Here is a 22,755-nt window from a genome sequence, read left to right as displayed (position 1 = left end):
GCGGGTAAACACGAGGTTAAAGGGGGTCTGCTAATGCGCGGAAACTTAAGGTTTTCGCGATGAAGGGCCTCGCCGACCAGGTCGGCGATATCGAACGCGTCAATATTTATGGCCGTGTCGTGGGGGTGCGTGGCCTCATGGTCGAGGTCGCTGGACCCATCCATGCCATGTCGGTCGGCGCGCGCATCGTGATCGAGACCGGCGACGACCGCATCATCCCGGCGGAGGTGGTCGGCTTCAGCGGCGACAATGCGGTGGTCATGCCGTTCGGCGGCCTTGAGGGGGTGCGGCGCGGCTGCCGCGCCGTGATCGCCAATGCCTCCGGTCAGGTGCGCCCGTCCGCCGCCTGGCTTGGCCGTGTTCTCAATGCCATGGGCGAACCGGTCGACGGCAAGGGGGCGTTGCCACAGGGATCGGTATCGATGCCGTTTCGCAATTCGCCGCCGCCCGCGCATTCGCGCAAGCGCGTTGGCAAGCCGCTCGATCTCGGGGTGCGCGCGCTGAACACGTTCCTGACCTGCTGCCGCGGCCAGCGGCTCGGCATTTTCGCCGGTTCCGGCGTGGGCAAATCGGTGCTGCTGTCGATGCTGGCGCGTAACGCGGATGCCGACGTTTCGGTGATCGGGCTGGTCGGCGAACGTGGCCGCGAGGTGCAGGAATTCCTGCAGGATGATCTCGGCGAGGAAGGGCTTGCGCGATCCGTGGTCGTGGTCGCGACCTCCGACGAGCCCGCCTTGATGCGGCGGCAGGCTGCCTATCTGACGCTCGCCATCGCGGAATATTTCCGCGACGAGGGCAAGGATGTCATGTGCATGATGGATTCGGTGACGCGGTTTGCGATGGCGCAGCGCGAAATCGGATTATCGACCGGTGAGCCGCCGACCACGAAAGGCTACACCCCGACTGTGTTCACCGAACTGCCCAAACTCCTGGAGCGGGCCGGTCCGGGCTCCGACAAGGGGACCATCACGGGCATTTTCACGGTGCTGGTGGATGGCGACGATCACAACGAACCGGTGGCCGACGCGGTACGCGGCATTCTCGACGGCCATATCGTGATGGAGCGCTCGATCGCCGAGCGCGGCCGCTATCCCGCGATCAACGTCCTGAAATCGGTGTCGCGCACTATGCCGAAATCCGCCGATCCGGCCTTCCTCCCGGTCATCACGCGCGGGCGGCAGGTGATGGCCACCTATTCCGACATGGAGGAACTGATCCGCCTCGGAGCCTACCGGAGCGGTTCCAACGCCGAGGTCGACGAGGCGATCCGGCTCAATCCCGTCCTGGAAGATTTCCTGCGTCAGGCCAAGGACGAGGTGACCAGCATCGAGGACGGCTATCTGCGGTTGCAGCAAATCCTTAAGACCTTGGAAACGGAAAGCTAACTTTGTCGGGTCATCATCTGCTTGTTATCGGAGAGGTGCCGGCGAGGCCCGCAAGCGGTGGCCAGTGTGTCCTGCTCGGATGGGGACTTCTGGAGGGAGTACGAGTCGATGAAGTCGCGTGAAACGCTGATCCGCCTGAGGAAATTCCAGGTCGAGGAAAAGCGACGGAGGGTGGCCCAGATCGAGAGCATGATCGCTGACTTTCAGCGCATGTCGGTCGATCTGGAGCGTGAGATCGAAATCGAGCAGGAGCGCGCCGGGATCAACGATCCAGCGCACTTCGCCTATCCGACCTATGCCAAGGCGGCGATCCAGCGTCGCGAAAACCTGACCCGCTCGGCGGACGAACTGCGTGTCCAGCTCGAAGAGGCCAAAATTAACCTGGCGGAAGCCTTTGAGGAACTGAAGAAGGTCGAATTGCTGGACGAACGCGACCAGGCACGCGAGCGCGCGGAAGAGAGTGCGCGCGAGCAGGCCGATCTCGACAGTATCGGTCAGATGCGGGCGCGCATGAACGCCGCCATCGCCTGAACAACAGATCGAGAGTTCACATTCAACAAACCCGGGCTGTTTGGCCCGGGTTTGTTTTTGCGCAGCTCATGTGCTCGAAGCTGCGCCGACGACGGAAAGCGGATAATGCTCAGGCGGCCCGCCCCGGATCGACGACTGGGACGCCGCGTTTCGTCGGCGCACGTTTCATTGGCGCAAAAGAAAAGGCGCAAAAGAAAACGCCCGTGGGGGGCGGGCGTTTTCCATCGTAGTCCACTTGGGGTTAGTGGGGTACTCTACGACTCACGCGGCGACTTCGGGGGGCAAAGTAAAGAAGCCTCGTGATTCCTTAAATTCATCAGCGAACCACCATTGCGTCGGAACTCGTGACCGCCATCGGCTTGCCGGCCTTGATAACGCGCGCGGTCTGCGTATAGCCGTCGTCTGCGTTTATGCGCGCCGAAACAGCAAAGCCTGCTACCGCGATCCCTGCGATGAGAGCGACCACCACGATCTTCAGGTGGGTCGTCCGATCCGCGCTGTAAATCGAGTGGTTCATTGGAAGCCCTCCTGCCGTTAACTTCCTTTGGAGATTTGTCTCCGTCGTCTGCCCACAGGTTCATGGTTTCGCGCCCTGAAAACGTAGGAAGTGTCCTCACCGTTCCGAAGAGGCCATCACAAGGCCGTGAAAAGGTGTGAAGCAGCGCGATCAGGTCAGCCTGAAAGATGCCGGTGAATCCATGATTTTACAATTATATCAGCGTTTTAACGTTAAATTCCAGTTCGATCCGGCCATCGGGGGCCGCTCCTGTCGTGTCAGACTTAAATCACTTGTCTGATGCCAAAATGCCGCATCCACGGCGTCGTGATTCGATGGTGATCAGATGCTTCCGACGGTCTTGAGCCGGGCGCGCGGATGGATCTCGGCTTGCGACAGCACCGGGGTCTGGGCGCGGAACCGCTCGACCAGCGAACGGACGAACGGCCGGATTGCGGCTGAGGTCACTAACACCGGTGCCTCGCCTTCGCGCGCAGCCTGTTCGAAACGGTCGCGCACCGCCGTCATGAATTCGGACAGCTTGGAGGGTTGCATCGCAAGGCTGCGCTCTTCGCCCTGGCCGATGATGGATTCGGCAAAGGCCTGCTCCCATTTTGCCGAAAGCGCGACCAGCGGCAGGTAACCGGCGCCCGACGTATTCTGGGCGCAGATCTGGCGCGCGAGGCGGGCGCGCACATGTTCGACCAGCGTCGCCGGATTGCGCGAGAAGGCCAGCGCATCGGCGATGCCTTCGAGGATGGTGGAGAGATCGCGGACCGAGATGCGCTCGGCAAGCAGAAGCTGAAGCACGCGCTGGATCCCGGAGATCGTGATCTGGGCGGGGACGATGTCCTTGACCAGTTCGCCCTGTTCCTTCGGCAGATCCTTCAGAAGTTTCTGCACCTCGCCGTAGGAGAGCAGGTCCGACATGTTGGTCTTGAGCAGTTCGGTGAGATGGGTCGAAACCACCGTTGCGGAATCGACCACGGTATAGCCCTTCAGCGAAGCCTCCTCCTTCAGCGAGGCATCGACCCATGTTGCCGGCAGGCCGAAGGTCGGCTCGGTGGTGTGGATGCCGGGGACATCGACCTGATCGCCGGTGGGATCCATCACCATGTACTGGTTCGGCCAGATCCGGCCGGAGCCGGCGTCGACCTCCTTGATTTTAATGATGTACGTGTTGGCTTCGAGTTGCACGTTGTCGAGAATCCGCACCGCCGGCATCACGAATCCCATCTCGATCGCCAGCGAGCGGCGCAGCGCCTTGATCTGTTCGGTGAGGCGATCCTGGCCGTCCGGCCCATTGACCAGCGGCAACAGCGCATAACCCAGTTCGATCTTCAGGTCGTCGATCTTCAACGCCGCGGAGATCGGCTCCTCGGCGGCTGCCTGGGCCGTCGCGGCCTTCGCTTCGGACGATGCCGCCGCTTGCGCTTCCGCAGCCGCGATGCTGTGACGTTTGCGCGAGGTCCAGGCCAGCGCCGCCGCACCGCTTCCCAGCGCGAGAAACGGCAGCATCGGGATGCCGGGCAGCATCGCCAGCACCAGCATCACCCCCGCCGACATGCCGAGCGCCTGCGGATAGCCGGAGAGTTGTTTCATGAGCGCCTTGTCGGCGGCGCCGGTGACGGCGGCTTTCGACACCAGAAGGCCGGCGGCTGTGGACACGATCAGCGCCGGAATCTGCGTCACCAGACCGTCGCCGACGGTGAGCACGGTGTAGCTGTGCGCCGCGTCGCCGAAGCTCAAGCCCTGCTGGGCGATGCCGATGATCATGCCGCCGATGATGTTGATGAAGACGACGAGCAGGCCGGCGATGGCGTCACCGCGCACGAACTTCGAGGCGCCGTCCATGGCGCCGAAGAAACCGCTTTCGTCCTCGAGCGCCTTGCGCCGCTCCTTTGCGGTCTTTTCATCGATCAGACCCGCGGAGAGGTCGGCGTCGATCGCCATCTGCTTGCCGGGCATCGAATCGAGTTGAAAGCGCGCCGCGACTTCGGCGATGCGGCCCGAACCCTTGGTGATGACCACGAAGTTCACGATCACAAGAATCGCGAACACGATGATGCCGATCACAAAGTTGCCGCCCATGACGAAGTTGCCGAAGGCTTCGATGACATGGCCGGCGGCGGCTGTGCCCTCGTGACCGTGCGACAGGATCAGGCGGGTCGAGGCCAGGTTGAGCGACAGGCGCAGCATGGTCGAAATCAGGAGCACGGTCGGGAATGCGGAGAATTCCAGCGGAGCCTGGATGAACAGCGACGTCATCAGGATCAGGATCGACAGCGTGATCGAGATGGCGAGGAACAGGTCCAGCACCACCGAGGGCAGCGGCAGGATCAGGACGACGAGAATCGTGAGAATGCCGAAGGCCAGCGCGAGATCGCCGCGCCGCAGCATGGTTACGATTTCGCTGAAACTCGGAAAACCCGAGACTTGCGCGCCCGCGCCCTGACCCGCCGTGATGCTCATTGTGGTTGCCGTTTCCCCCGCGAATGCTGTCCGCGCGTCCCGAGCCGTCTGCGCCGCGTAAGTGAAGTGCCGCGCTGGCGTCCACGGGCTCCTCCCGTTCGCGCAGCCAGCGACGCTCCACGTCACCCGGATTCCGCCCGGCAAAATTTGCCCGGTGTATGGTTAGCGAAGGGTTAACGTTTCCGGCAAACGCCGCCGGTTTTCGGCCGGCGCGGACATGGAAGCGGCGGCGTCGGCGGTCAGGTCAATCCGCAGGGTGACACCTTTATTTCTGGGTCATTGCCTTGCGTTATATATGCGTCAATATGTCACCTATGCCGAAACCTCGCGTTCTTCGATATCAATATATTCAGTTGAATATAACGAATCGTAAGGGGCAAGGGGGCAGGCGTGAGACGATCAACGAGGTTTGCGGGCAGGAGTGTGCTCCTGTCATCGGTAGCCATTGTCGCGATGTCGGTCGGCGCCGAAGCGCAGGATCGTGACGGGGTCTATCAACTGGGCGAGATCTATGTTTCGGGGGCCGGGCAGGGCCAGACCGGCGTCGGCGGTTCGACGATCACGCGCGAGGAGATGTGGACGTTCGGGAAGCAAACCCTCGACCAGGCGGTGAATCTGGTGCCCGGCGTGGTCAGTACATTGTCTCCCAATGGCCAGCGCAACGAGACCGACATCTTCGTCCGCGGTTTCGGCCGTTGGCAGGTGCCGCTGATGATCGACGGCGTGCGGGTCTATCTGCCCGCCGACAACCGGCTCGATTTCAGCCGCTTTCTCACCAACGACATCGCCGAAATTCAGATCCAGAAGGGTTACGCCTCGGTGCTCGACGGCCCCGGCGGCATGGGCGGCGCCATCAACCTGGTCTCGCGCAAACCGGTGAAGCCGTTCGAGGGCGAATTCAGCGGCGGCGCCGCATTCGACAATCGCGGCGCGTACCAGGGCTGGAACAGCTACGCGATGCTCGGCTCGCGTCAGGAAAAATTCTACGTTCAGGGCAGCGCCAACTATCTCGACCAGGACTTCTGGTCGCTGTCGCGCGACTACCGTCCCTTCCCGGCGCAGGGCTCCTATCGTGGTTCGCTTCAGGATGGCGGCCGGCGCGACGGTTCGGACAGCCGCGACTGGCGCGTCAACCTCAAGGCTGGTTTTACTCCGAACGCCACCGACGAATATAGCATCAACTTCATCAAGCAGTCCGGCTCCAAGGGCGCGCCGCTCAACGTTTACAACAATCCGCCACAGCCACAGAACTATTGGCTCTGGCCGGCGTGGGATATTCAGAACCTGTCGTTCATGTCGAGCACGCAACTCGGCGACGCCTCCTACGTCAAGACCAAGCTTTACTACAACACGTTCTACAACCTGCTCTCGGCCTTCGACGACATCACCTATACGAAGCAGGCGCTTGGCCGAGGCTTTAACAGCTATTATGACGACAACGCGCGCGGCGGCTCGGTCGAGGCCGGCACCGAACTGATCCCGATGAACACGCTGAAGGCGGCGTTTCATTACCGTGAGGATTCCCACACCGAATGGAATCACAACCAGCCGACGCTACCCTCTGGAGGCTTTGTCGAGCCGAAGCAGAATCAGGCGCAGACGACGTATTCGCTCGCATTGGAAAACACGTTCCACGTCAGGCCGGACTTCGATCTGGTCGGTGGCATCAGCTACGACGATTACTGGATCAGCAAGGCCCAGGAATACAACAGTGCTCGCGGGATTTACGAATACCCCAAAGGGGGCGCCAATTCCTTCAACTGGCAGACGGCGGCAATCTGGCGTTACAGCGACACCGCGGAGGTTCATTTCAGCGTATCCGACCGCGCGCGCTTTCCGACCATCTTCGAGCTTTACAGCCAGCGGTTCGGTACCGCGATTCCCAACCCCAACCTCGGCCCCGAGCGCGCCACCAACTACGAACTGGGCTGGAAGGGTCGCATCGCTCCCAACCTGAAGGGCTCGGCTGCGATCTTCTATAGTGACGTGCGCGATCTGATCCAGGCGGTTCGTGTCAGTTCGACGCAGTCACAGACGCGCAACATCAACAAAGGCGAGTTCTACGGCTTCGAGATGTCACTGGACGCGCAGCTTTCGCCGCAGCTTACGGTCGGCGGCAACTATACTTTCATCGAGCGTGACGTCAGTGACGTGTCCGTTCCCGGGTTCAAGCCGGGTGGCGTGCCGACACACAAGGCGTTCCTTTATGCATCGTGGCGGCCGATCGATCTGCTTACCGTCACGCCGAGCCTGGAGATCGCCAGCGACCGCTGGAGCGAGGTCAACACCTCCGGGAGCGGAGTGGTGTATAACGCCTTTCCCGCCCCCTATATCCGCACCGGAGCTTATACGCTCGCCAACGTCAACGTCAGCTATATGCTGATGGAGAACGTCGAGCTGGCGGGCGGCGTCAAGAACCTGTTCGACCAGAACTACGAACTGGCCTGGGGTCTGCCGCAGCCGGGACGCACGTTCTATCTCAAGGCGAAGGCCACCTTCTAGAGCGGGACGAGAAAACTGCGGTGCGGTTTTCCGCCCGCATCCCGCTTCTCAAGACATTGAATCGACCACGTCGATGATTTTTGACCGATCTCGATCAAAAATCATCATGCGCTAGAGCATGATGAGTTTAGATTTGGTTGTATCCTGCATTGACGAAGTAGTTGGCGCATTCAGCCGGTGCAACGGTTTCGAGGATCGGAGCGATAGCATTGTAGACGGCCTCGGTGGTTCGCTGGGCGGCTTTGCGTAGCCAGTGTTTGAACTTGGCAAAGAATTGCTCGATCGGGTTCAGATCAGGCGAGTATTTCGGCAGGTAGAAGAGCCGGGCACCGGCGGCACGGATGACGCGACGCACGGCGCTGGCCTTGTGCGAGCCGAGGTTGTCCATGATGACGATGTCGCCGTGCCGCAGGGTCGGGACCAGAACCTTCTCGATGTAGAGAAGAAAGGCTTCGCCGTTGATCGGCCCCTCGATGAACCACGGCGCGGCGCGGTGATGCGATCGTGGCGCAGAGCGGCCATAAAGGTCATGGTCTGCCAGCGGCCATGCGGCACCTTGGCTTTGATGCGTTGACCGCGCGGCGCCCAGCCCCGCAGCGGCGCCATATTGGTTTTGGTCCAGGTCTCATCGATGAACACCAGCCGAGTGGGATCAATCCGATCTCGATACCTGGTCCATTGCGCTCGCCGACGGGCGACATCGGGACGATCCTGCTCTGCGGCAATCAGCGTCTTTTTTTGTAACTGAGCTTCTCAGCGTGAACGAACTCCCACATCGTGCGGTAATCGACCTTAAGGCCACGCTCGGCAAGTTCGGCCACCAGCCCGCGCACGGTAAAGTCCTTTCGGCACCGTTGCAGCAGCCATTCGCGGTGCGGCCCCGCAATCTTCTTTGGCCTGTAGCCGCCGATCTGGCTTGGCGCGACGCTGCCGGTCTCGTGGAAGCGTTGTACCCAGTTGATCGCCGTGCTGATGCCCACCCCAAACTGGGCCGCAGCCTGGTGCCGCGACAGGCCACCTTTAACGACAGCACGCACTACCCGCTCACGAAGGTCGTTCGAATAGGCTTGTCCCATCCATGCTGGCCTCCTTCCCAGTCAGCATGTTGAATCAGATGCATTCTGATTTGGGAATCTCAATCAATTCAAAATAAACCCATCCCGCTCTAGCCACGGCGCGCACCGAGGAAGAATTCGGCGTTGCCGTCGCCGCCGGCGATCGGCGACGGAAAGACATCGATGTCGGTGCATCCGAGCGTTGCCGCAAAGGCCGCGATGTCGTCGCACACCGCGCGATGCACCGCCGCGTCGCGCACGATGCCTTTCTTGATCGCGGCGCGCGGCGCCTCGAATTGCGGCTTGATCAGCGCGAGGAGATGCATCGGCGCGGCCGCCAGCGATAACGCGACCGGAAGAATGGCCTTCAACGAAATGAAGCTCGCATCCATCACCACCACGTCCGGCCGCTGCGGCAGACGCTTGCCCTCGAAAGAGCGGATGTCGGTGGATTCCATAGACACCACGCGCGGATGGTCGCGCAGGCTTGGATGCAGTTGATCGTGTCCGACGTCGACGGCGAAGACCAGGCTCGCGCCGTTCGCGAGCAGTACCTCAGTGAAGCCGCCGGTCGAGGCGCCGACATCGAGGCAGACATGGTTTTCGATCTCGATCGGATAGCGCTCCAGCGCGCCGGCGAGCTTGACGCCGCCGCGCGACACGTAGGGGTGCGCAGGATGTGCCTCGAGCGTGGCGCTCTCCGGGATGGTCTCGGAGACTTTGCTCACCGCCTTGCCGTTGGCGGTCACGAGTCCGGCCTCGATCGCAGCCTGTGCCCGCGCCCGGCTCTCGAACAGGCCGCGCTCGACCAGCAACACGTCGGCGCGCTTGCGAGGAGGGGACATGGTGCTCTCGCGCTTCGCCATTATCAGCCCCTAGCCACATCCGGCTCCAAGTTGGCCAAAGGCAAGGCGGGCCAAGAGTCCCGATTGGATCACGCCAGCTTGACGGTCTCGGTGTTGACGTCCTTGCCGAGCGCCTCGAACACCTTGGCGACGATCCCCTTGGCATCGAGCCCGGCGACGGCGTACATCGCCGCCGGCGTGTCGTGATCGAGAAACTCGTCCGGCAGGATCATCGCGCGCATCCGCAACCCGCCATCGAGCATGCCGTTGTCCGACAGCGTCTGCATGACATGCGAGCCGAAGCCGCCGATCGAGCCTTCCTCAATGGTGATCAGCACCTCGTGGTCGCGCGCGAGCTTCATCACCAGATCGACGTCGAGCGGCTTCATGAAACGCGCGTCGGCGATGGTCGTGGAGAGGCCGTGCGCGGCAAGCTCGTCTGCCGCTTTCTCGCACTCGGCGAGGCGGGTGCCGAACGACAAAAGCGCGACCTTGTTGCCCTGGCGAATGACGCGGCCCTTGCCGATCGGAAGCGGGACGCCGACCTCGGGCATCTCGACGCCGCGGCCTTCGCCGCGCGGATAGCGCACCGCGCTCGGGCGATCGTTGATCGCGACCTGTGTCGCGACCATGTGCACCAGCTCGGCCTCATCGGCGGCGGCCATGATGACGAAGTTCGGCAGGCAGCCGAGATAGGCGTTGTCGAACGACCCGGCATGCGTCGCGCCGTCGGCGCCGACGAGGCCGGCGCGATCGATGGCGAAGCGCACCGGCAGCGACTGGATCGCCACGTCGTGCACCACCTGATCGTAGCCGCGTTGCAGGAAGGTCGAATAGATCGCGCAGAACGGCTTGTAGCCCTCGGTGGCGAGGCCAGCGGCGAAGGTCACCGCGTGCTGCTCGGCGATGCCGACATCGAAGGTGCGCTTCGGGAACGCCTTGTTGAAGATGTCGACGCCAGTGCCCGACGGCATCGCCGCGGTGATGGCGACGATCTTGTCGTCCTTTTCGGCCTCCTTGACGAGGCTTTGGCCGAACACATTCTGATAGGCGGGAGCGTTCGGCTTGGATTTGGATTGCGCGCCGGTGGAAATGTCGAACTTGACCACCGCGTGATACTTGTCGGCTGCGGCCTCGGCGGGTGGATAGCCCTTGCCCTTTTGCGTGACCACGTGAACCAGGATCGGGCCGTTCTCCATGTCGCGGACGTTCTTCAGCACCGGCAGCAGGTGGTCGAGGTTGTGGCCGTCGATCGGACCGACGTAGTAGAAGCCGAGCTCTTCGAAAAGTGTGCCGCTGTTGACCATGAAGCCGCGCGAATATTCCTCGACGCGCTCGGCGCGGTCGGCGATCATTTTCGGCAGGTGTTTGCCGAGCTGTTTGGCGGCTTCGCGCAGTGAGCGGTAGGTCTTGCCCGAGTAGAGCCGCGACAGATAGGCCGACATCGCCCCGACCGGCGGCGCGATCGACATGTCGTTGTCGTTCAGAATAACGATCAGCCGCGAATTCATCGCGCCGGCGTTGTTCATCGCCTCGTACGCCATGCCCGCCGACATCGCGCCGTCGCCGATCACGGCGATGACGTTGTTCTTGCCGCCGGAGAGGTCGCGCGCCACCGCCATGCCGAGGCTGGCCGAGATCGATGTCGAGGAGTGCGCGGCGCCGAACGGATCGTAGTCGCTCTCCGTGCGCTTGGTGAATCCGGACAACCCGCCGCCGGTACGCAGCGTGCGGATTCGGTCGCGGCGGCCGGTCAGGATCTTGTGAGGATAGGCCTGATGGCCGACGTCCCAGATCAGCCGATCGCGCGGAGTATCGAAGGTGTAGTGGATTGCGGTGGTCAGTTCGACCACCCCGAGGCCCGCGCCGAAATGTCCTCCCGTCACCGACACCGCGTCGATGGTCTCCTGGCGCAACTCGTCCGCGACCTGCCGGATCTGCTCCAACTTGAGCTTGCGCAAGTCGGCGGGGGTGCGGATGGTATCCAGAAGCGGGGTCTTACTGAAATCAGTCACTGCGGCATTCCAATTTTGTATGTCCGGGAGCCTCAGACGGAGATAGGACAGCGGCGCCGTCGCGCAACAGACGTCCCCAGGGTCGCGAAACTTCAGGCGCTGACATGCTTGAAGTTTGGCTGACGCTCCGGCCGAGAACTGTAGTAGACGTCACTCTTTATATCGTATCACCGATCCAAATCGTTTTTGTGAGCTGCTTAAGGCACTTACCCGCTTCAGCGCCGGTCGCGGAGCAGGTTCGGCAGCGCGCAGTTCAAAAAGCATTACACCAAACCTGCGGCCAAAGCCAACGGGCAGCCTTTGGGTTGGGCTGGCCCTGCCGAAGGTTCAATGTCGCAACCCGGCCTGCCGGAAAGTGGAAAGCTAACGCCACCAACGGGCTGAAGTTGCAGCCCTGCGGAACCGCGACTGCACAATAATCAAGGATAATTAGTTCAAGGATACTTAATTTGAATTAAAGCCTTGGGCCCTCACGGGTTCCGGATCGGCCTCCGTCGATGGAACATTCCGGCGTGGAGTTTTCTACTGCACATCCAGCGGTTCCGTCCCCGTCGGGCGGCCGGACGCGTCCGTGGTGATTTTCTCCACCCGCGCTTCGGCCTGCCGAAGCAGTTCCTCGCAACGTCGCTTCAGCGCTTCGCCGCGTTCATAGATCACGACCGATTCCTCGAGCGGGACCTTGCCGTCCTCCAGGCGCTTGACGATGGATTCAAGCTCCGCGATGGCATGCTCGAAGGACAGCCTCTTCACGTCGGCAAGTGTGTTGGCGAGGGTATTTTCGGCCATCTGATGTTTTCCGGAATCGATTGCTTGCAGGTTATGGGAGCGTTTCGGCCTTAGCGCGGCAGAATGTCACGCACCCATCAATGCGGCGACGTGCGCGGCCACCGATTCCCGCAAGCCTTGAAGATCATAGCCGCCCTCGAGCACCGAGACAATTCGGCCGTCCGCGGTCGAATCGGCGATATCCATCAATTTGCGCGTCACCCATCCGAAATCGCTCGCCTCCAGATTGAGACTTGCCAGTGGATCGCGCCTGTGGGCGTCGAAGCCGGCGGAAATGATGAGAAGTTCGGGCGCGAAAGTCCGAACGCGCGGCAGGATCAGGTTCTCGAACGCGGAACGGAATTTGATCCCGCCATCGCCCGCTGCCAGCGGCGCATTGACGACGGTGTCGTGATCGCCGCGTTCGTCGGTCGCGCCGCTGTAGGGAAACAGCGGCATCTGATGGGTCGAGCAATACATCACCGTTCGATCGGCCCAGAAGATGTCCTGTGTGCCATTGCCGTGATGGACATCGAAGTCGACCACGGCCACGCGGTCGATACCGTGCTTGCGCTGGGCATGACGCGCCGCGATCGCCGCCTGGTCGAAAAAGCAGAAGCCCATGGCCCGGCCGGCCTCGGCATGATGTCCGGGCGGGCGCGTGGCGACGAACGCGTTGCTGGCGCGGCCGGCGATGACCGCCTCGGTCGCCGCGATCGCGCCGCCAACGCCACGCATGACGGCTTCCCATGTCCCGGGCGACATCGAGGTGTCGCCGTCGAGATAGACTAGCCCATCCGTTGGCGACCTATGCCGGAGTTCGGCAATATAGTGCTCGCTATGACAGAGCGCGACCGAATCCAGCGATCCTTTCGGCGCCTCGCCGCGCGCCAGACCCTTGAAACGATCCTCGGTCAGCACCTTGTCGATGGCGCGAATCCGATCCGGCCGCTCCGGATGGCCGGGCGGCGTCAGATGATCGAGACTGGCGGGATGGGTGAGAACGAGCGTTGTCATGCTATATCCTGACCGCCGCGCGAGCATCGCGCGCGACAGCGAAGGATCAATCTACCGGGTTATGCCAGGTTCCGAAAGGTATCGCGGTCCTGATGCCGCCGGCGAGATCCACTTCGGCGGATCACGGGAGGTGTCGGGCGGTCCCACGGACTTGGCTGTCATTCCTTTTTGCGCGCGAAAAACGCCTGAAACGCGGCGATCGCTTCCTCCGAACGCAGCCGCTCGGCGAACAGGCAGGCTTCCTGATCGATCCTGCGTGTCAGTTCCTCCGGCGGCGGCTTCAGAAGTTTGCGCGAAATGGCGACGGCTTCCACGGGCAGCGCGCAGATCTCGCGGGCGACTTTTTTAGCTTCGGCTTCGGCCTCGCCCGGCACGACCACGGTGGTGACGAAACCCGCTTCGCGGGCCTCCTCCGCGCCGAGCGCGCGGCCCAGCACCAGCATGGCGAAGGCGCGCTGATATCCCATGGTCCGCGGCGCCAGCAGGCTGGACCCGCCTTCCGGCACCAGGCCGAGGTGGATGAAGGGCGTCGAGAACGTCGCCGTGCTGCCGGCGATGACGTGGTCGCAATGGAACAGCATGGTGGCGCCGATGCCGATGGCGAGGCCTTCCACCGCTGCGATCAGCGATTTTGTATTGTGCGCCAGCGCGTGAAGGAATGTGACGGCGTCGGACGCGCGGGGCCCGCCGCTGCTGCCGGATGCGCTGTCCTTTGGGAAGTCGTCGAGGTCGTTGCCCGCCGTGAACACGCCCGAGCCGCCGGTGATGAGGATGCAGCGGATCGCCGGGTTGTTTTGCGCAGCATTGATCGCCTTGCTCATCGTGCGATACATCTCGCGGGTGATCGCGTTCTTCTTCTCCGGACGGCGCATGGAAATAATCCGGACGGCGTTGTCGTCGGCGACTATGACATGTCCGGTCATGATGTGTTTCGTTGTCCCGTGTCGCGCGATCTATAGCGTTTTCGAGCGAAGTGGATACCGGTTCGCGTGAAGAAAACGCGTCAAATCAAAATCAGAACCCCGCTTCGAACTCTATCAGAAGCGGAATGACTCTAGGAGAGCAACACCGAATCGGCGCCGTTCACGGTATCGGCGCCATCGATCACCGTGCGCTCCAGCGCCGGAGCCTGCACCGCGACGGTCTCGGCGAAGAAGCGCGCCAGCGTGACGTAGCGGCTGGCGTCGCCGAATTCCTCGCCGGCGTCATGCGCCGCGAGGGCTTCTTCGGCGAGCTTGCAACCGCCGAGCGTCGATCCGAACAGCCGCAGATAGGGTGTCGCGCCGGCGAGCGCATCATTCGGCGACGATGCCAGCCGCTGCAGCAGCCACTTGCTGGCGCGTTCGAGAGACCCGACCGCGTCGCGCAGTCTCATGCCGGTGGTGCCGAACGCGGGATCGTTCGAAGCCTCCACGCGCTGGACGGTCTGCGACAGTTCGTCGAGCAGCGCGAACACCGCTGCGCCGCGGTCGGCGCCGAGCTTTCGCGTCACCAGATCGATCGACTGGATACCGTTGGTGCCTTCGTAGATCGAAGTGATGCGGGCGTCCCGATAATGCTGCGCCGCGCCAGTCTCCTCGATGAAGCCCATGCCGCCGTGAACCTGAATGCCGAGGGAGGCGACCTCGTTGCCGATGTCGGTCGAGAACGCCTTTGCCACCGGCGTCAGCAGCGCGCCGCGGGCGGCGGCGGCCGTGCGCAGGTCAGGATCGCGCGCACGCGCCGCCACATCCAGCGCAACGGCGGTGGCGTAGCAGATCGTGCGGGCGACGGCGGTGCGCGCGCGCATCTGCATCAGCATTCGCTTGACGTCGGGATGCACGATGATGGCGTCCATGCCGTCGCCGGAGTTGCCCACCGCGCGGCCCTGCTTGCGCTCCTGCGCGTAAGCCAGCGCGCGTTGATAGGCGCGCTCGGCGATGCCGACGCCTTCGAGCCCGACGCCGAGCCGGGCCTGGTTCATCATCGTGAACATGCATTGCATGCCGCGATTTTCCTCGCCGACAAGGAAGGCGACGGCGCCGCCGTCGTCGCCCATGGTCATGGTGCAGGTCGGCGAGGCATGAATCCCGAGCTTGTGCTCGATGCCGCTGGCGTGGATGTCATTGCGCGCCCCGAGCGAGCCGTCAGCGTTGACGAGAAATTTCGGGATGAGAAAAAGGGAAATCCCTTTGGTGCCCGCCGGCGCTTCGGGCAGGCGCGCGAGCACGAAATGCACGATGTTCTCGGTCATGTCATGGTCGCCATAGGTGATGAAGATTTTGGTGCCGGAGATGCGATAGCTGCCGTCGGCGGCCCGTTCGGCCCGGCTGCGCAGGCTGCCGACGTCCGAGCCCGCCTGCGGCTCGGTCAGTTGCATCGTACCGGTCCATTCGCCGGATACCAGTTTTGCGAGATAGATGTTTTTCAGGTTATCGCTGCCGTGTACGGCGAGCGCCTCGATCGCGCTGAGCGTCAGCAGCGGACACAGACCGAACGCGACATTCGCCGCGCTCCAGATTTCGGTGCAGGCGGCGTTGATCGCGAGCGGCAACCCTTGTCCGCCAAAATTCTCCGGCCCTGAGACGGCGTTCCAGCCCGCGGCCGTCCAGCGCCGGTAGGCATCAGGCCAGCCGGGCGCGGTCGTCACGTGGCCATCTTCCAGTTTGGCGCCATGCTGGTCGCCGATGCGGTCGAGCGGCTCCAGCACCTCGCTCGCGAACCGGCTGGCTTCCTCAAGCACCGCAGCGGTGATTTCGGGATCGTAGTCGCCGTAATGGCCGGCTTCGACCGCGGCCTTTAGCCCGGCACCGTAATTGAGAGCGAGTAGCATGTCGTTGATCGGTGCGCGATAGGTCATGGCGTGCCTCGCGAGCAATGGCCGACAGGGGCGAGCTCTCCGTCATACTACATATACTATGGGTGATGAGCCCACATCCCGCGGAACTGGGAGTGATCCGGCTTTGGGCCCTCAGGCCGGTTTCAACCGGGCGGCTTTCCGAAGAAGTTTGAAGCGTGCCAAACCGCCTTCGGGCGTCTTCGGCCGGTTGAAAAAACAGGATACTGTCTATAGACCGTCGGGGCCGGAGGACTCCGCAAGAACTGCGCTCCGCGCGTTCCGGGCCATTGGGGCGTAGCCAAGCGGTAAGGCAGGGGATTTTGATTCCCCCATTCGGAGGTTCGATCCCTCCCGCCCCAGCCAGCCGGTCTGATATTTTCTGAAATCTCCAAAAGATTAGCGAAAGGCCCCGCCAATGGCGGGTTTTGTGCATTCAGCTTTCGCCTCCGTGCACCCCCTTTCATGGTTGGAGGCGCTTGAAATGCCAAAAGTCTCCGGCTGACGTTCGGGATATCCCCGTTTTGGGAGGCCGAGGCCGGAGACATCGTTCGATCCAGACTGCCACCGGACGGTGGCAGTCCATTCCTGCGATGATGGACTCCTGTCTGTTTGGGGCGTGGATATCATTAATTCATACGGCCATCGCCGAGGCATAATTGGCGCCGCGCCTGTCGTAAACTTGGTGCCCGAGGGGCCGCGCTTGATCTGGCTAATGAATCGCTCGATCCGGTTGCGAGCGTGCTCTGCGACTGCATTGGCGAGATCTGATCGGGAAAGTCACTCTTGAGTAGTATTTGAGGCGCCGTCGGTTTGACCTAAAGTGGACAGATGATCGAGGCTCCCCACGTGCGAAAAAAACTGGGTCGGAATTAACTTCCAGGGCGGAAGGACAAGCGATGGCAATTGCCAAGAACACTATCTGCCTGTGGTACGACAAGGACGCCGAGGCTGCGGCCCGCTTCTACGCCGAGACCTTTCCTGACAGTTCGGTGAGCGCCGTTCACCATGCCCCAGGCGACTACCCGTCCGGCAAGGCGGGCGATGTGCTGACGGTCGAATTCATGGTCGCCGGCATACCCTGTCTCGGTCTCAATGGCGGTCCCGCGTTCAAACACAGCGAGGCCTTCTCATTCCAGATCGCCACTGATGATCAAGAAGAAACTGACCGCTACTGGAACGCCATCGTCGGCAATGGCGGTCAAGAAAGCGCGTGCGGCTGGTGTAGGGACAAATGGGGCATCTGCTGGCAGATTACGCCGCGCGTGCTGACCGAAGCGATGGCTGCCGGCGGCGACGAAGCGAAACGCGCGTTCAGCGCGATGATGACCATGAAGAAGATCGACGTCGCGGCGATCAAGAAGGCTCGGCGAGGCTGACAGTCCCAAGTTGACAGTGAAGCAAGATTGGATTCGGGCGCGTAACGCGCCGGAATATCCACCCGCGGCGCACCGGTGTGCAGAGACCCCGTTCACCCAAGCTCGTTTGGCACATCCGCTTTCATGAGGGCGTGTTGTTCAAAGTGTACGGATTCACCTTTTTGTCTGCTGACGGCGCATGTCTTCAGCAGCGTTCGGTCAACGACCGCCTTCGTGTTGTCGGACATGCCGGCCTCGTCAATTGGAATTTGAATGCGCAGCTATGCTTCCCGCCTGAAACGATCAAAGAGCCGGCCGCAAGTCAGCCTTTCAGAAACAACCGGATCACCGCGGTAACGACGCCGAGCGCGGCGACGCTCGCGATCCAGATTACGCCCATCCAGACGAGTCGCTTCCAAAGCGGTGAGGCTGTTTTCATCAATGATAGCCCGTTCGACCGGCTTTGCCTCGGAACACCCAGTATGCCCAACTCGTGTAGGCAAGTATGAGCGGGATGATGATGAGCGTTCCAACCAACAGGAAAAACTGGCTCTGGGGTGGTGCAGCCGCATCCCAGATCGTCACCGCGCGCGGGACCGCATACGGATAGACGCTGATGCCAAGCCCGACGAAACTCAAAAGGAATAGAGCCAGCGCTATCAGAAAGGGCAGTCGTTCAGACCTGGCGCGCAGGCTCCAGAAGAACGTCGCCGCGCAGATCACAACGAGCAGCGGGACCTGCGCGGTGAGCAGCACGCCGGGCATGGCGAACCATCGTCGCCAGTAGTCATAGCTCAGAAATGGCGTGGCCGCGCTGACCGCGGCAAGCGCGACGAGTGTTCCGATGCCGAGCCAAAACGCTGCGCGCCGGGCGTGGCTCTGGTTCGTTCCCTCCGTTTTCCAGATGAGCCAGGTCGCGCCGAGCAATGCATAGCCGATCACCACGGCCACGCCTGTCAGCATGCTGAACGGGCTTAGCCAGTTGAGCCAGCCTCCCGCATACGCGCCATTCTCGACGGGGATTCCTTGCAGGATCGCGCCGAGCGTGACGCCTTGTGCAAAAGCCGCAACCAGAGAACCGAGCGAAAAGGCAAAATCCCAGAGTGGTCGATGACGTGGATGACGCCAACGGAATTCAAAGGCGACGCCACGGAAGATAAGCCCGAGCAGCATCGCGATGATGAGCGGATACGTTGCCGGCAAAATGATTGCATATGCCAGTGGAAAGACCGCAAGGAGCCCACCTCCGCCCATGACAAGCCAGGTTTCGTTGCCGTCCCAGACCGGTGCGATCGAGTTCATCGCCTGGTCGCGTTCATCCCCGACCGCCAAGGTCGGGAACAAAATGCCGATACCGAGGTCGAAACCATCCAACACGACATAAGCCATGACCGCGAACCCGATGATGCCGGCCCATATGAGAGTAAGATCGATGCTGCCCATCGTGTTTACTCCGACACCATGGGGTCTGAGATAACGCCTGCTGCTGGCGTGATCCCCGTAGCGCGCAGCGGCATACGAGCCGGTTCTTCCTCTCCGGGTCCGGGTGGCTTCGACATCAACCGCAGAAGGTAGTAGGTGCCTGCGCCGAAGACGGCGAAATAGACCAGGATAAAGGCAATCAGCGAGGCCGCCACCGCCGGTGCCGCGATGGGTGAATGAGAGTCGGCGGTGCGCATCAGGCCGTAGATCGTGAAAGGCTGGCGGCCGACTTCCGTCGTGACCCAGCCTGCGATCACTGCAACAAAGCCGGCTGGTCCCATCAGTATCGCGGCGCGGTGCAGCCAGGGCCAGTCGAAAAGCCTTCCCCGGAGGCGAGCAAGCAGACTCCAGAGGCCAAGACCGAACATCGCAATCGCCAGTCCGACCATGATCCGGAATGACCAGAAAACGATTGCCACCGGAGGCCATTGATCTTGCGGGAAGTCCTTGAGCCCCTGAAGCGGCGCGTAAGGATCATGCTTGAGGATCAACGAACCGATATGCGGCACCGACCACGCGTAGCGCACGCGCGCCGCCTCATTGCTCGGCAGGCCGAACAGGACAAGCGGCGCTCCATTGGGGCTCGGCTCAAAATCGCCTTCCATTGCAAGCACCTTCGCTGGCTGGTGCTCCAAAGTGTTCAGCCCGTGCGCGTCCCCCGCCAGAATTTGAATCGGGGTGACGATGGCCACCATCCACATCGCCATCGAAAACATCTTGCGCGCGCCTGGATTTGTCCGGTCCCGGAGCAAGTGCCAGGCACCGACGCCGCCGACGACAAGAGCGGTCGTGAGATAGGCTGCGATCACCGTGTGGACGAGGCGGTAGGGAAAGCTTGCCGTAAAAATGATCGGCAGCCACGATCCGGCCGGAACAAATTGCCCCTTGTCGTTGATCGCGAAGCCCGCCGGCGTCTGCATCCAGCTATTGACCGCGATGATCCATGTCGCCGAGATGAGTGTTCCGAGCGCCACCATGCAGGTCGCGAAGAAATGCAGGCCTTTCCCGACCTTCGTCATGCCAAACAACATCACGCCCAGAAAGCCGGCTTCGAGAAAGAATGCCGTCAGAACCTCATAGGCCATCAACGGCCCGATGATCGGCCCGGCCCTGTTCGAAAACACCGACCAGTTTGTTCCGAACTGGTAAGACATGACGATACCGGAAACGACGCCCATGCCGAACACCACTGCGAAGATCTTCAGCCAGTAGCGAAAGAGATGGGCGTAGACATCCCGACCCGTCGCGAGCCACAGCCCCTCGAGCACCATCAAATAGCTTGCGAGTCCAATCGAGAAAGCCGGGAAAATGAAGTGGATCGATACCGTGAAGGCGAATTGCGCGCGCGAGAGAGTTACGGGGTCGAGAATCTCAGGCAACATTGCCGCTCCTCCCTTTACAAAGCCCCGTCTCTCCTCGTTAAATAACGCTCCGTCGATGCCGCTGCATGGCCGCTGTAAACGCAGCGATCGCCATCGTCGTAGCCATAGACGCTGGTGTTGAAGCTGTAGACGCTGGTGTTGAACTGGTCATGCGAACGCACCGTTGCCAATCAGCATCGCAGGGGTTCGAGACCGGGCGTTCACTTTACAGCTAGGGAAAGCAGGCAGTTCGCCTTGCCGCCGGGCCGAAAGCTATTCACCGCAGCCCTTCTGAAACATGATATCTCATGACCTCATCAACATCTACGGATCCTTGCTTGTTCCATCTGCCTTTCAGGCGCGGACGTTGATCAGTCTGCGCGGTTCCGCACGGGTCGGTTCCAGCAATTGCCCCTGTGCGATGGTCCAGGCCGCCCTGTCGTCATGCTGTTCAGCGAAGGCCAGATGAGCGAGTGTAAGAGCGCGGTTTTGATGACCGATGCGCTGCCGCCCGCGAAGCAGTTGCTTCGCGATAAGGGCTACGACGCCAACTGGCTCCGCCAGGCGCTCGTGGCCCGAGGCATCACGGCCTGCATCTCATCGAAGGCCAACCGCGCGAAGCCGATCGAACATGACCGTATGGTGGCGCGCGCGATTGCAGGCGCATAGCGGGATCGGTGCTGCTAGACAACGCCCATATGGCTGTCGCGCCGGTCGTGAAATCTCAAGATGGAGAATTCGCTGTTTCCGATGTCAGCGGTAGAACTGCGGAGTGATCAAATAACCCGAGACGACGGAAAACACGTCAACACCAGTGAATCTGCCTTGAAGCCTTACCCAACCTGGCAAAGACTATCCCTGGACCAGCGAAACCAATCACTGCCAGCACACCGATATCAGCGCGATATTTCAATAGCCCCACAGCCGATCGCCGGGCTCGTATACCACATCCCAACGGACCGATCCGATGTTCAGCGTACAGCACGGCAGGTCTGATCGGGGCTGCCAGTCAACGGGTACGTAAGACCGGCAGCCCCATTTTGCCGGCGACACTGACACCGGCCAGCAGAGCATATCCGAGAAGAAACCATTCGAGTTAGCGTCATTTTGGCGACGCTGCTATGCGCCATCTGCTTGTCTGCGAATACCTGTGATGTCATTCAGCCCGCGCGCAATTGATGCTGTTCGACTCGGGGGCTGGATCCGAATTCGTTTCCAGGCTGCCATGCTGCCTATAGGCTGCGGCAGCTTGAGGAGTTTGCGTGCGTCAAAGCCTGGGGCCGCTATCGCAACTTGTGGCTTCTCCCGACAACAGCTTGATCCCATGTGCGGCGTAGGCACTCGTCCTGATCTCGGCGAGAATCTGTGTGCGTGCTGCGCTTGCCTTTGAGCGCTTCGCTCCGTCCATCCTTTTCTCGTCCGGCTGCTCAACTGCGCCCTGTGTCATCGATCTGCTGATGGATGCTCTTGCGCAGCTTGAAACCGAAGTCGAGTTCGCCAGCTATGAGTGCCGACCACGTTGGGGGATCGCGCGCACGTAAATCGAAAAGCGGCACGATCCGAACTGTTGCGCCGCTGACGCACCAGATCAATGACGAAAAGGCGACCCGGATGCCAGGCGTCAAGGCCTTCGAGATGTCGTCAATCGATAACGATGAAATGGATTGAGCCCGCCTCTGAAAACTCGGAACACATCCTGGGATACTCGACATCAAGGGAGCCAGGTCCGCTTTTTGCAATTTGATTCAAGGGCGGGTCCACATCCGAAGATTGTCTAAACCTGTCGCGCGACTTCTTGATTGACCTAAATCGCTTTACGCATACGGCGCGCAATAGATAGCGCGGATACACCGCCTGAGGGTCGAGACGAGATATCCCCTCGCAGATGTCGTTACATGAATGGTGCATCGAGGTTCGGATTGTAATTAAAGCACTCGTATTTTGTGAACGGAAAAACAGCTTGTGCGAATTATCGATGACAGCAGTTCAACGACATGCCGAATTTCACCATTGCCGACAAAGGGGAGAAACGCATCAAGGGTCGTTGCCTTGAGATATGCTTCCGTGGACCTGAGGGGGGCGCGGAGCACATGTTGAGGAATTCTAATGAGGACGAGGACGAATGGTGAATATCCCGCATCCCCGGGTTGCTTTTGGTGATTTGCCTGATCAATTCAAAACCGATGCAGACGAGGTCAGACTCCCTCGGAAAATACTGGTGGGGCTTCTCGATTTATACATTTCCTCATGGGATTTCGACGAAGATTGGTATCTCACGACTTACCCTGATATCGCGGATGCTGTCAGCAATAGTCGGTTTCCATCGGGATGGGCGCACTTTCGAGCGATCGGATATCTTGAGGGGCGCCTTGGCTCGCGACCGATCGTAGACAGCGAATGGTATCTTGAAACTTATCCCGACGTTGCACAGGCGATGCTCGAGGGAAAAATCGCCAGCGCTGCGGAGCACTTCGAAAATTTCGGATATGCCGAAGGAAGGTTGCCATCCAAGCCGGGTGTCGACGCCAAATGGTACGCGCGTCGCTACATGCGCGTTCGGCAAACGGTCGAAGAAAAACACGCGCATGACGATTTTGTCAGGCGCGGATACCGCGGGTTGGCGCTCCCCGCTGCGCCTCGCTGATTTTTGGTTGAG

Annotated in this window: 18 protein-coding genes, 1 tRNA gene and 1 pseudogene; 8 read left to right on the top strand and 12 right to left on the bottom strand. The window is 61.3% G+C overall.

Features of this window, described 5'->3' with window-relative positions; translation table 11 throughout:
* The first annotated feature begins 59 nt into the window (after positions 1 to 59).
* Positions 60 to 1,385 carry a flagellar protein export ATPase FliI gene (gene fliI / locus BGO16_RS07640; protein WP_292618019.1) on the top strand — a complete coding sequence of 442 codons (1,326 nt, stop codon included), beginning with the start codon at positions 60 to 62 and terminating at the stop codon, positions 1,383 to 1,385.
* 108 nt (positions 1,386 to 1,493) lie between these two features.
* The gene (gene fliJ / locus BGO16_RS07635; RefSeq protein WP_292618018.1) at positions 1,494 to 1,916 is read left to right on the top strand and encodes a flagellar export protein FliJ; all 423 of its coding nucleotides are present in this window, start codon (positions 1,494 to 1,496) and stop codon (positions 1,914 to 1,916) included.
* A gap of 316 nt (positions 1,917 to 2,232) precedes the next feature.
* Here the strand turns inward: fliJ and BGO16_RS07630 are convergent, their stop codons facing one another.
* Together BGO16_RS07630 and flhA are read right to left on the bottom strand one after the other, a co-directional pair.
* Positions 2,233 to 2,433 carry a hypothetical protein gene (locus BGO16_RS07630; protein ID WP_292618017.1) on the bottom strand — a complete coding sequence of 67 codons (201 nt, stop codon included), beginning with the start codon at positions 2,431 to 2,433 and terminating at the stop codon, positions 2,233 to 2,235.
* Positions 2,434 to 2,754: 321 nt separating this feature from the next.
* Complete coding sequence (flhA, locus tag BGO16_RS07625; RefSeq protein ID WP_292618016.1) at positions 2,755 to 4,884, bottom strand: flagellar biosynthesis protein FlhA; 2,130 nt, start codon at positions 4,882 to 4,884, stop codon at positions 2,755 to 2,757.
* 390 nt (positions 4,885 to 5,274) lie between these two features.
* Between flhA and BGO16_RS07620 the strand changes: the two genes are divergently transcribed.
* Positions 5,275 to 7,386, top strand: coding sequence for a TonB-dependent receptor (locus tag BGO16_RS07620; protein ID WP_292618015.1), 2,112 nt, complete (start codon positions 5,275 to 5,277; stop codon positions 7,384 to 7,386).
* Positions 7,387 to 7,513: 127 nt separating this feature from the next.
* On the opposite strand, the pseudogene BGO16_RS07615 reads toward BGO16_RS07620, so the two are convergent.
* The 7 genes and pseudogenes from BGO16_RS07615 to BGO16_RS07585 form a co-directional block, all read right to left on the bottom strand.
* A pseudogene (locus tag BGO16_RS07615) lies at positions 7,514 to 8,462 on the bottom strand (IS630 family transposase).
* Between the two features lie 89 nt (positions 8,463 to 8,551).
* Positions 8,552 to 9,286, bottom strand: a complete 735-nt coding sequence (locus tag BGO16_RS07610; RefSeq protein ID WP_292618014.1) for a TlyA family RNA methyltransferase — start codon at positions 9,284 to 9,286, stop codon at positions 8,552 to 8,554.
* An 89-nt stretch (positions 9,287 to 9,375) separates the two neighbouring features.
* Entirely contained in the window at positions 9,376 to 11,301 is a 1,926-nt protein-coding gene (gene dxs, locus BGO16_RS07605; protein ID WP_292618013.1) for a 1-deoxy-D-xylulose-5-phosphate synthase, read from the bottom strand.
* Positions 11,302 to 11,823: 522 nt separating this feature from the next.
* Entirely contained in the window at positions 11,824 to 12,087 is a 264-nt protein-coding gene (locus tag BGO16_RS07600) for an exodeoxyribonuclease VII small subunit (RefSeq protein WP_292618012.1), read from the bottom strand.
* A 66-nt stretch (positions 12,088 to 12,153) separates the two neighbouring features.
* The gene (locus BGO16_RS07595; protein WP_292618011.1) at positions 12,154 to 13,083 is read right to left on the bottom strand and encodes a histone deacetylase family protein; all 930 of its coding nucleotides are present in this window, start codon (positions 13,081 to 13,083) and stop codon (positions 12,154 to 12,156) included.
* Between the two features lie 158 nt (positions 13,084 to 13,241).
* A complete protein-coding gene (locus tag BGO16_RS07590) occupies positions 13,242 to 14,006 on the bottom strand; it encodes a crotonase/enoyl-CoA hydratase family protein (RefSeq protein ID WP_292618010.1) in 765 nt (254 codons plus the stop codon).
* Positions 14,007 to 14,137: 131 nt separating this feature from the next.
* Positions 14,138 to 15,922: an acyl-CoA dehydrogenase gene (locus BGO16_RS07585; RefSeq protein ID WP_292618009.1), complete on the bottom strand. Its 1,785-nt coding sequence runs from the start codon at positions 15,920 to 15,922 to the stop codon at positions 14,138 to 14,140.
* Between the two features lie 267 nt (positions 15,923 to 16,189).
* On the opposite strand from BGO16_RS07585, the gene BGO16_RS07580 reads away from it, so the two are divergent.
* Both BGO16_RS07580 and BGO16_RS07575 read left to right on the top strand, forming a co-directional pair.
* A tRNA-Gln gene (locus BGO16_RS07580) sits at positions 16,190 to 16,264 on the top strand.
* A gap of 539 nt (positions 16,265 to 16,803) precedes the next feature.
* Complete coding sequence (locus BGO16_RS07575) at positions 16,804 to 17,277, top strand: VOC family protein (protein WP_292618022.1); 474 nt, start codon at positions 16,804 to 16,806, stop codon at positions 17,275 to 17,277.
* Positions 17,278 to 17,578: 301 nt separating this feature from the next.
* Here the strand turns inward: BGO16_RS07575 and BGO16_RS07570 are convergent, their stop codons facing one another.
* From BGO16_RS07570 to BGO16_RS07560, 3 genes are read right to left on the bottom strand one after another with little or no spacing between them, the layout of a single operon-like run.
* Positions 17,579 to 17,695 carry a DUF2474 domain-containing protein gene (locus BGO16_RS07570; RefSeq protein WP_292618008.1) on the bottom strand — a complete coding sequence of 39 codons (117 nt, stop codon included), beginning with the start codon at positions 17,693 to 17,695 and terminating at the stop codon, positions 17,579 to 17,581.
* Positions 17,695 to 18,699, bottom strand: a complete 1,005-nt coding sequence (gene cydB, locus BGO16_RS07565) for a cytochrome d ubiquinol oxidase subunit II (RefSeq protein WP_292618007.1) — start codon at positions 18,697 to 18,699, stop codon at positions 17,695 to 17,697. Before cydB ends, BGO16_RS07570 begins: the two co-directional genes overlap by 1 nt.
* A 5-nt stretch (positions 18,700 to 18,704) precedes the next feature.
* The gene (locus BGO16_RS07560; RefSeq protein ID WP_292618021.1) at positions 18,705 to 20,117 is read right to left on the bottom strand and encodes a cytochrome ubiquinol oxidase subunit I; all 1,413 of its coding nucleotides are present in this window, start codon (positions 20,115 to 20,117) and stop codon (positions 18,705 to 18,707) included.
* 426 nt (positions 20,118 to 20,543) lie between these two features.
* Here BGO16_RS07560 and BGO16_RS07555 point away from each other — a divergent pair, with 426 nt between their 5' ends.
* The 3 genes from BGO16_RS07555 (at position 20,544) to BGO16_RS07545 (ending at position 22,743) form a co-directional block, all read left to right on the top strand.
* On the top strand, positions 20,544 to 20,768 hold the full coding sequence (locus BGO16_RS07555) for a hypothetical protein (RefSeq protein ID WP_292618006.1): 225 nt from the start codon (positions 20,544 to 20,546) through the stop codon (positions 20,766 to 20,768).
* 807 nt (positions 20,769 to 21,575) lie between these two features.
* Entirely contained in the window at positions 21,576 to 21,767 is a 192-nt protein-coding gene (locus BGO16_RS07550; RefSeq protein WP_292618005.1) for a hypothetical protein, read from the top strand.
* Positions 21,768 to 22,221: 454 nt separating this feature from the next.
* The gene (locus BGO16_RS07545) at positions 22,222 to 22,743 is read left to right on the top strand and encodes a hypothetical protein (RefSeq protein WP_292618004.1); all 522 of its coding nucleotides are present in this window, start codon (positions 22,222 to 22,224) and stop codon (positions 22,741 to 22,743) included.
* The last annotated feature ends 12 nt before the right edge of the window (positions 22,744 to 22,755 follow it).

Source organism: Nitrobacter sp. 62-23 (assembly GCF_001897285.1).
GTDB lineage: Bacteria > Pseudomonadota > Alphaproteobacteria > Rhizobiales > Xanthobacteraceae > Nitrobacter.
This window is presented reverse-complemented; position numbering and strand designations above follow the sequence as displayed.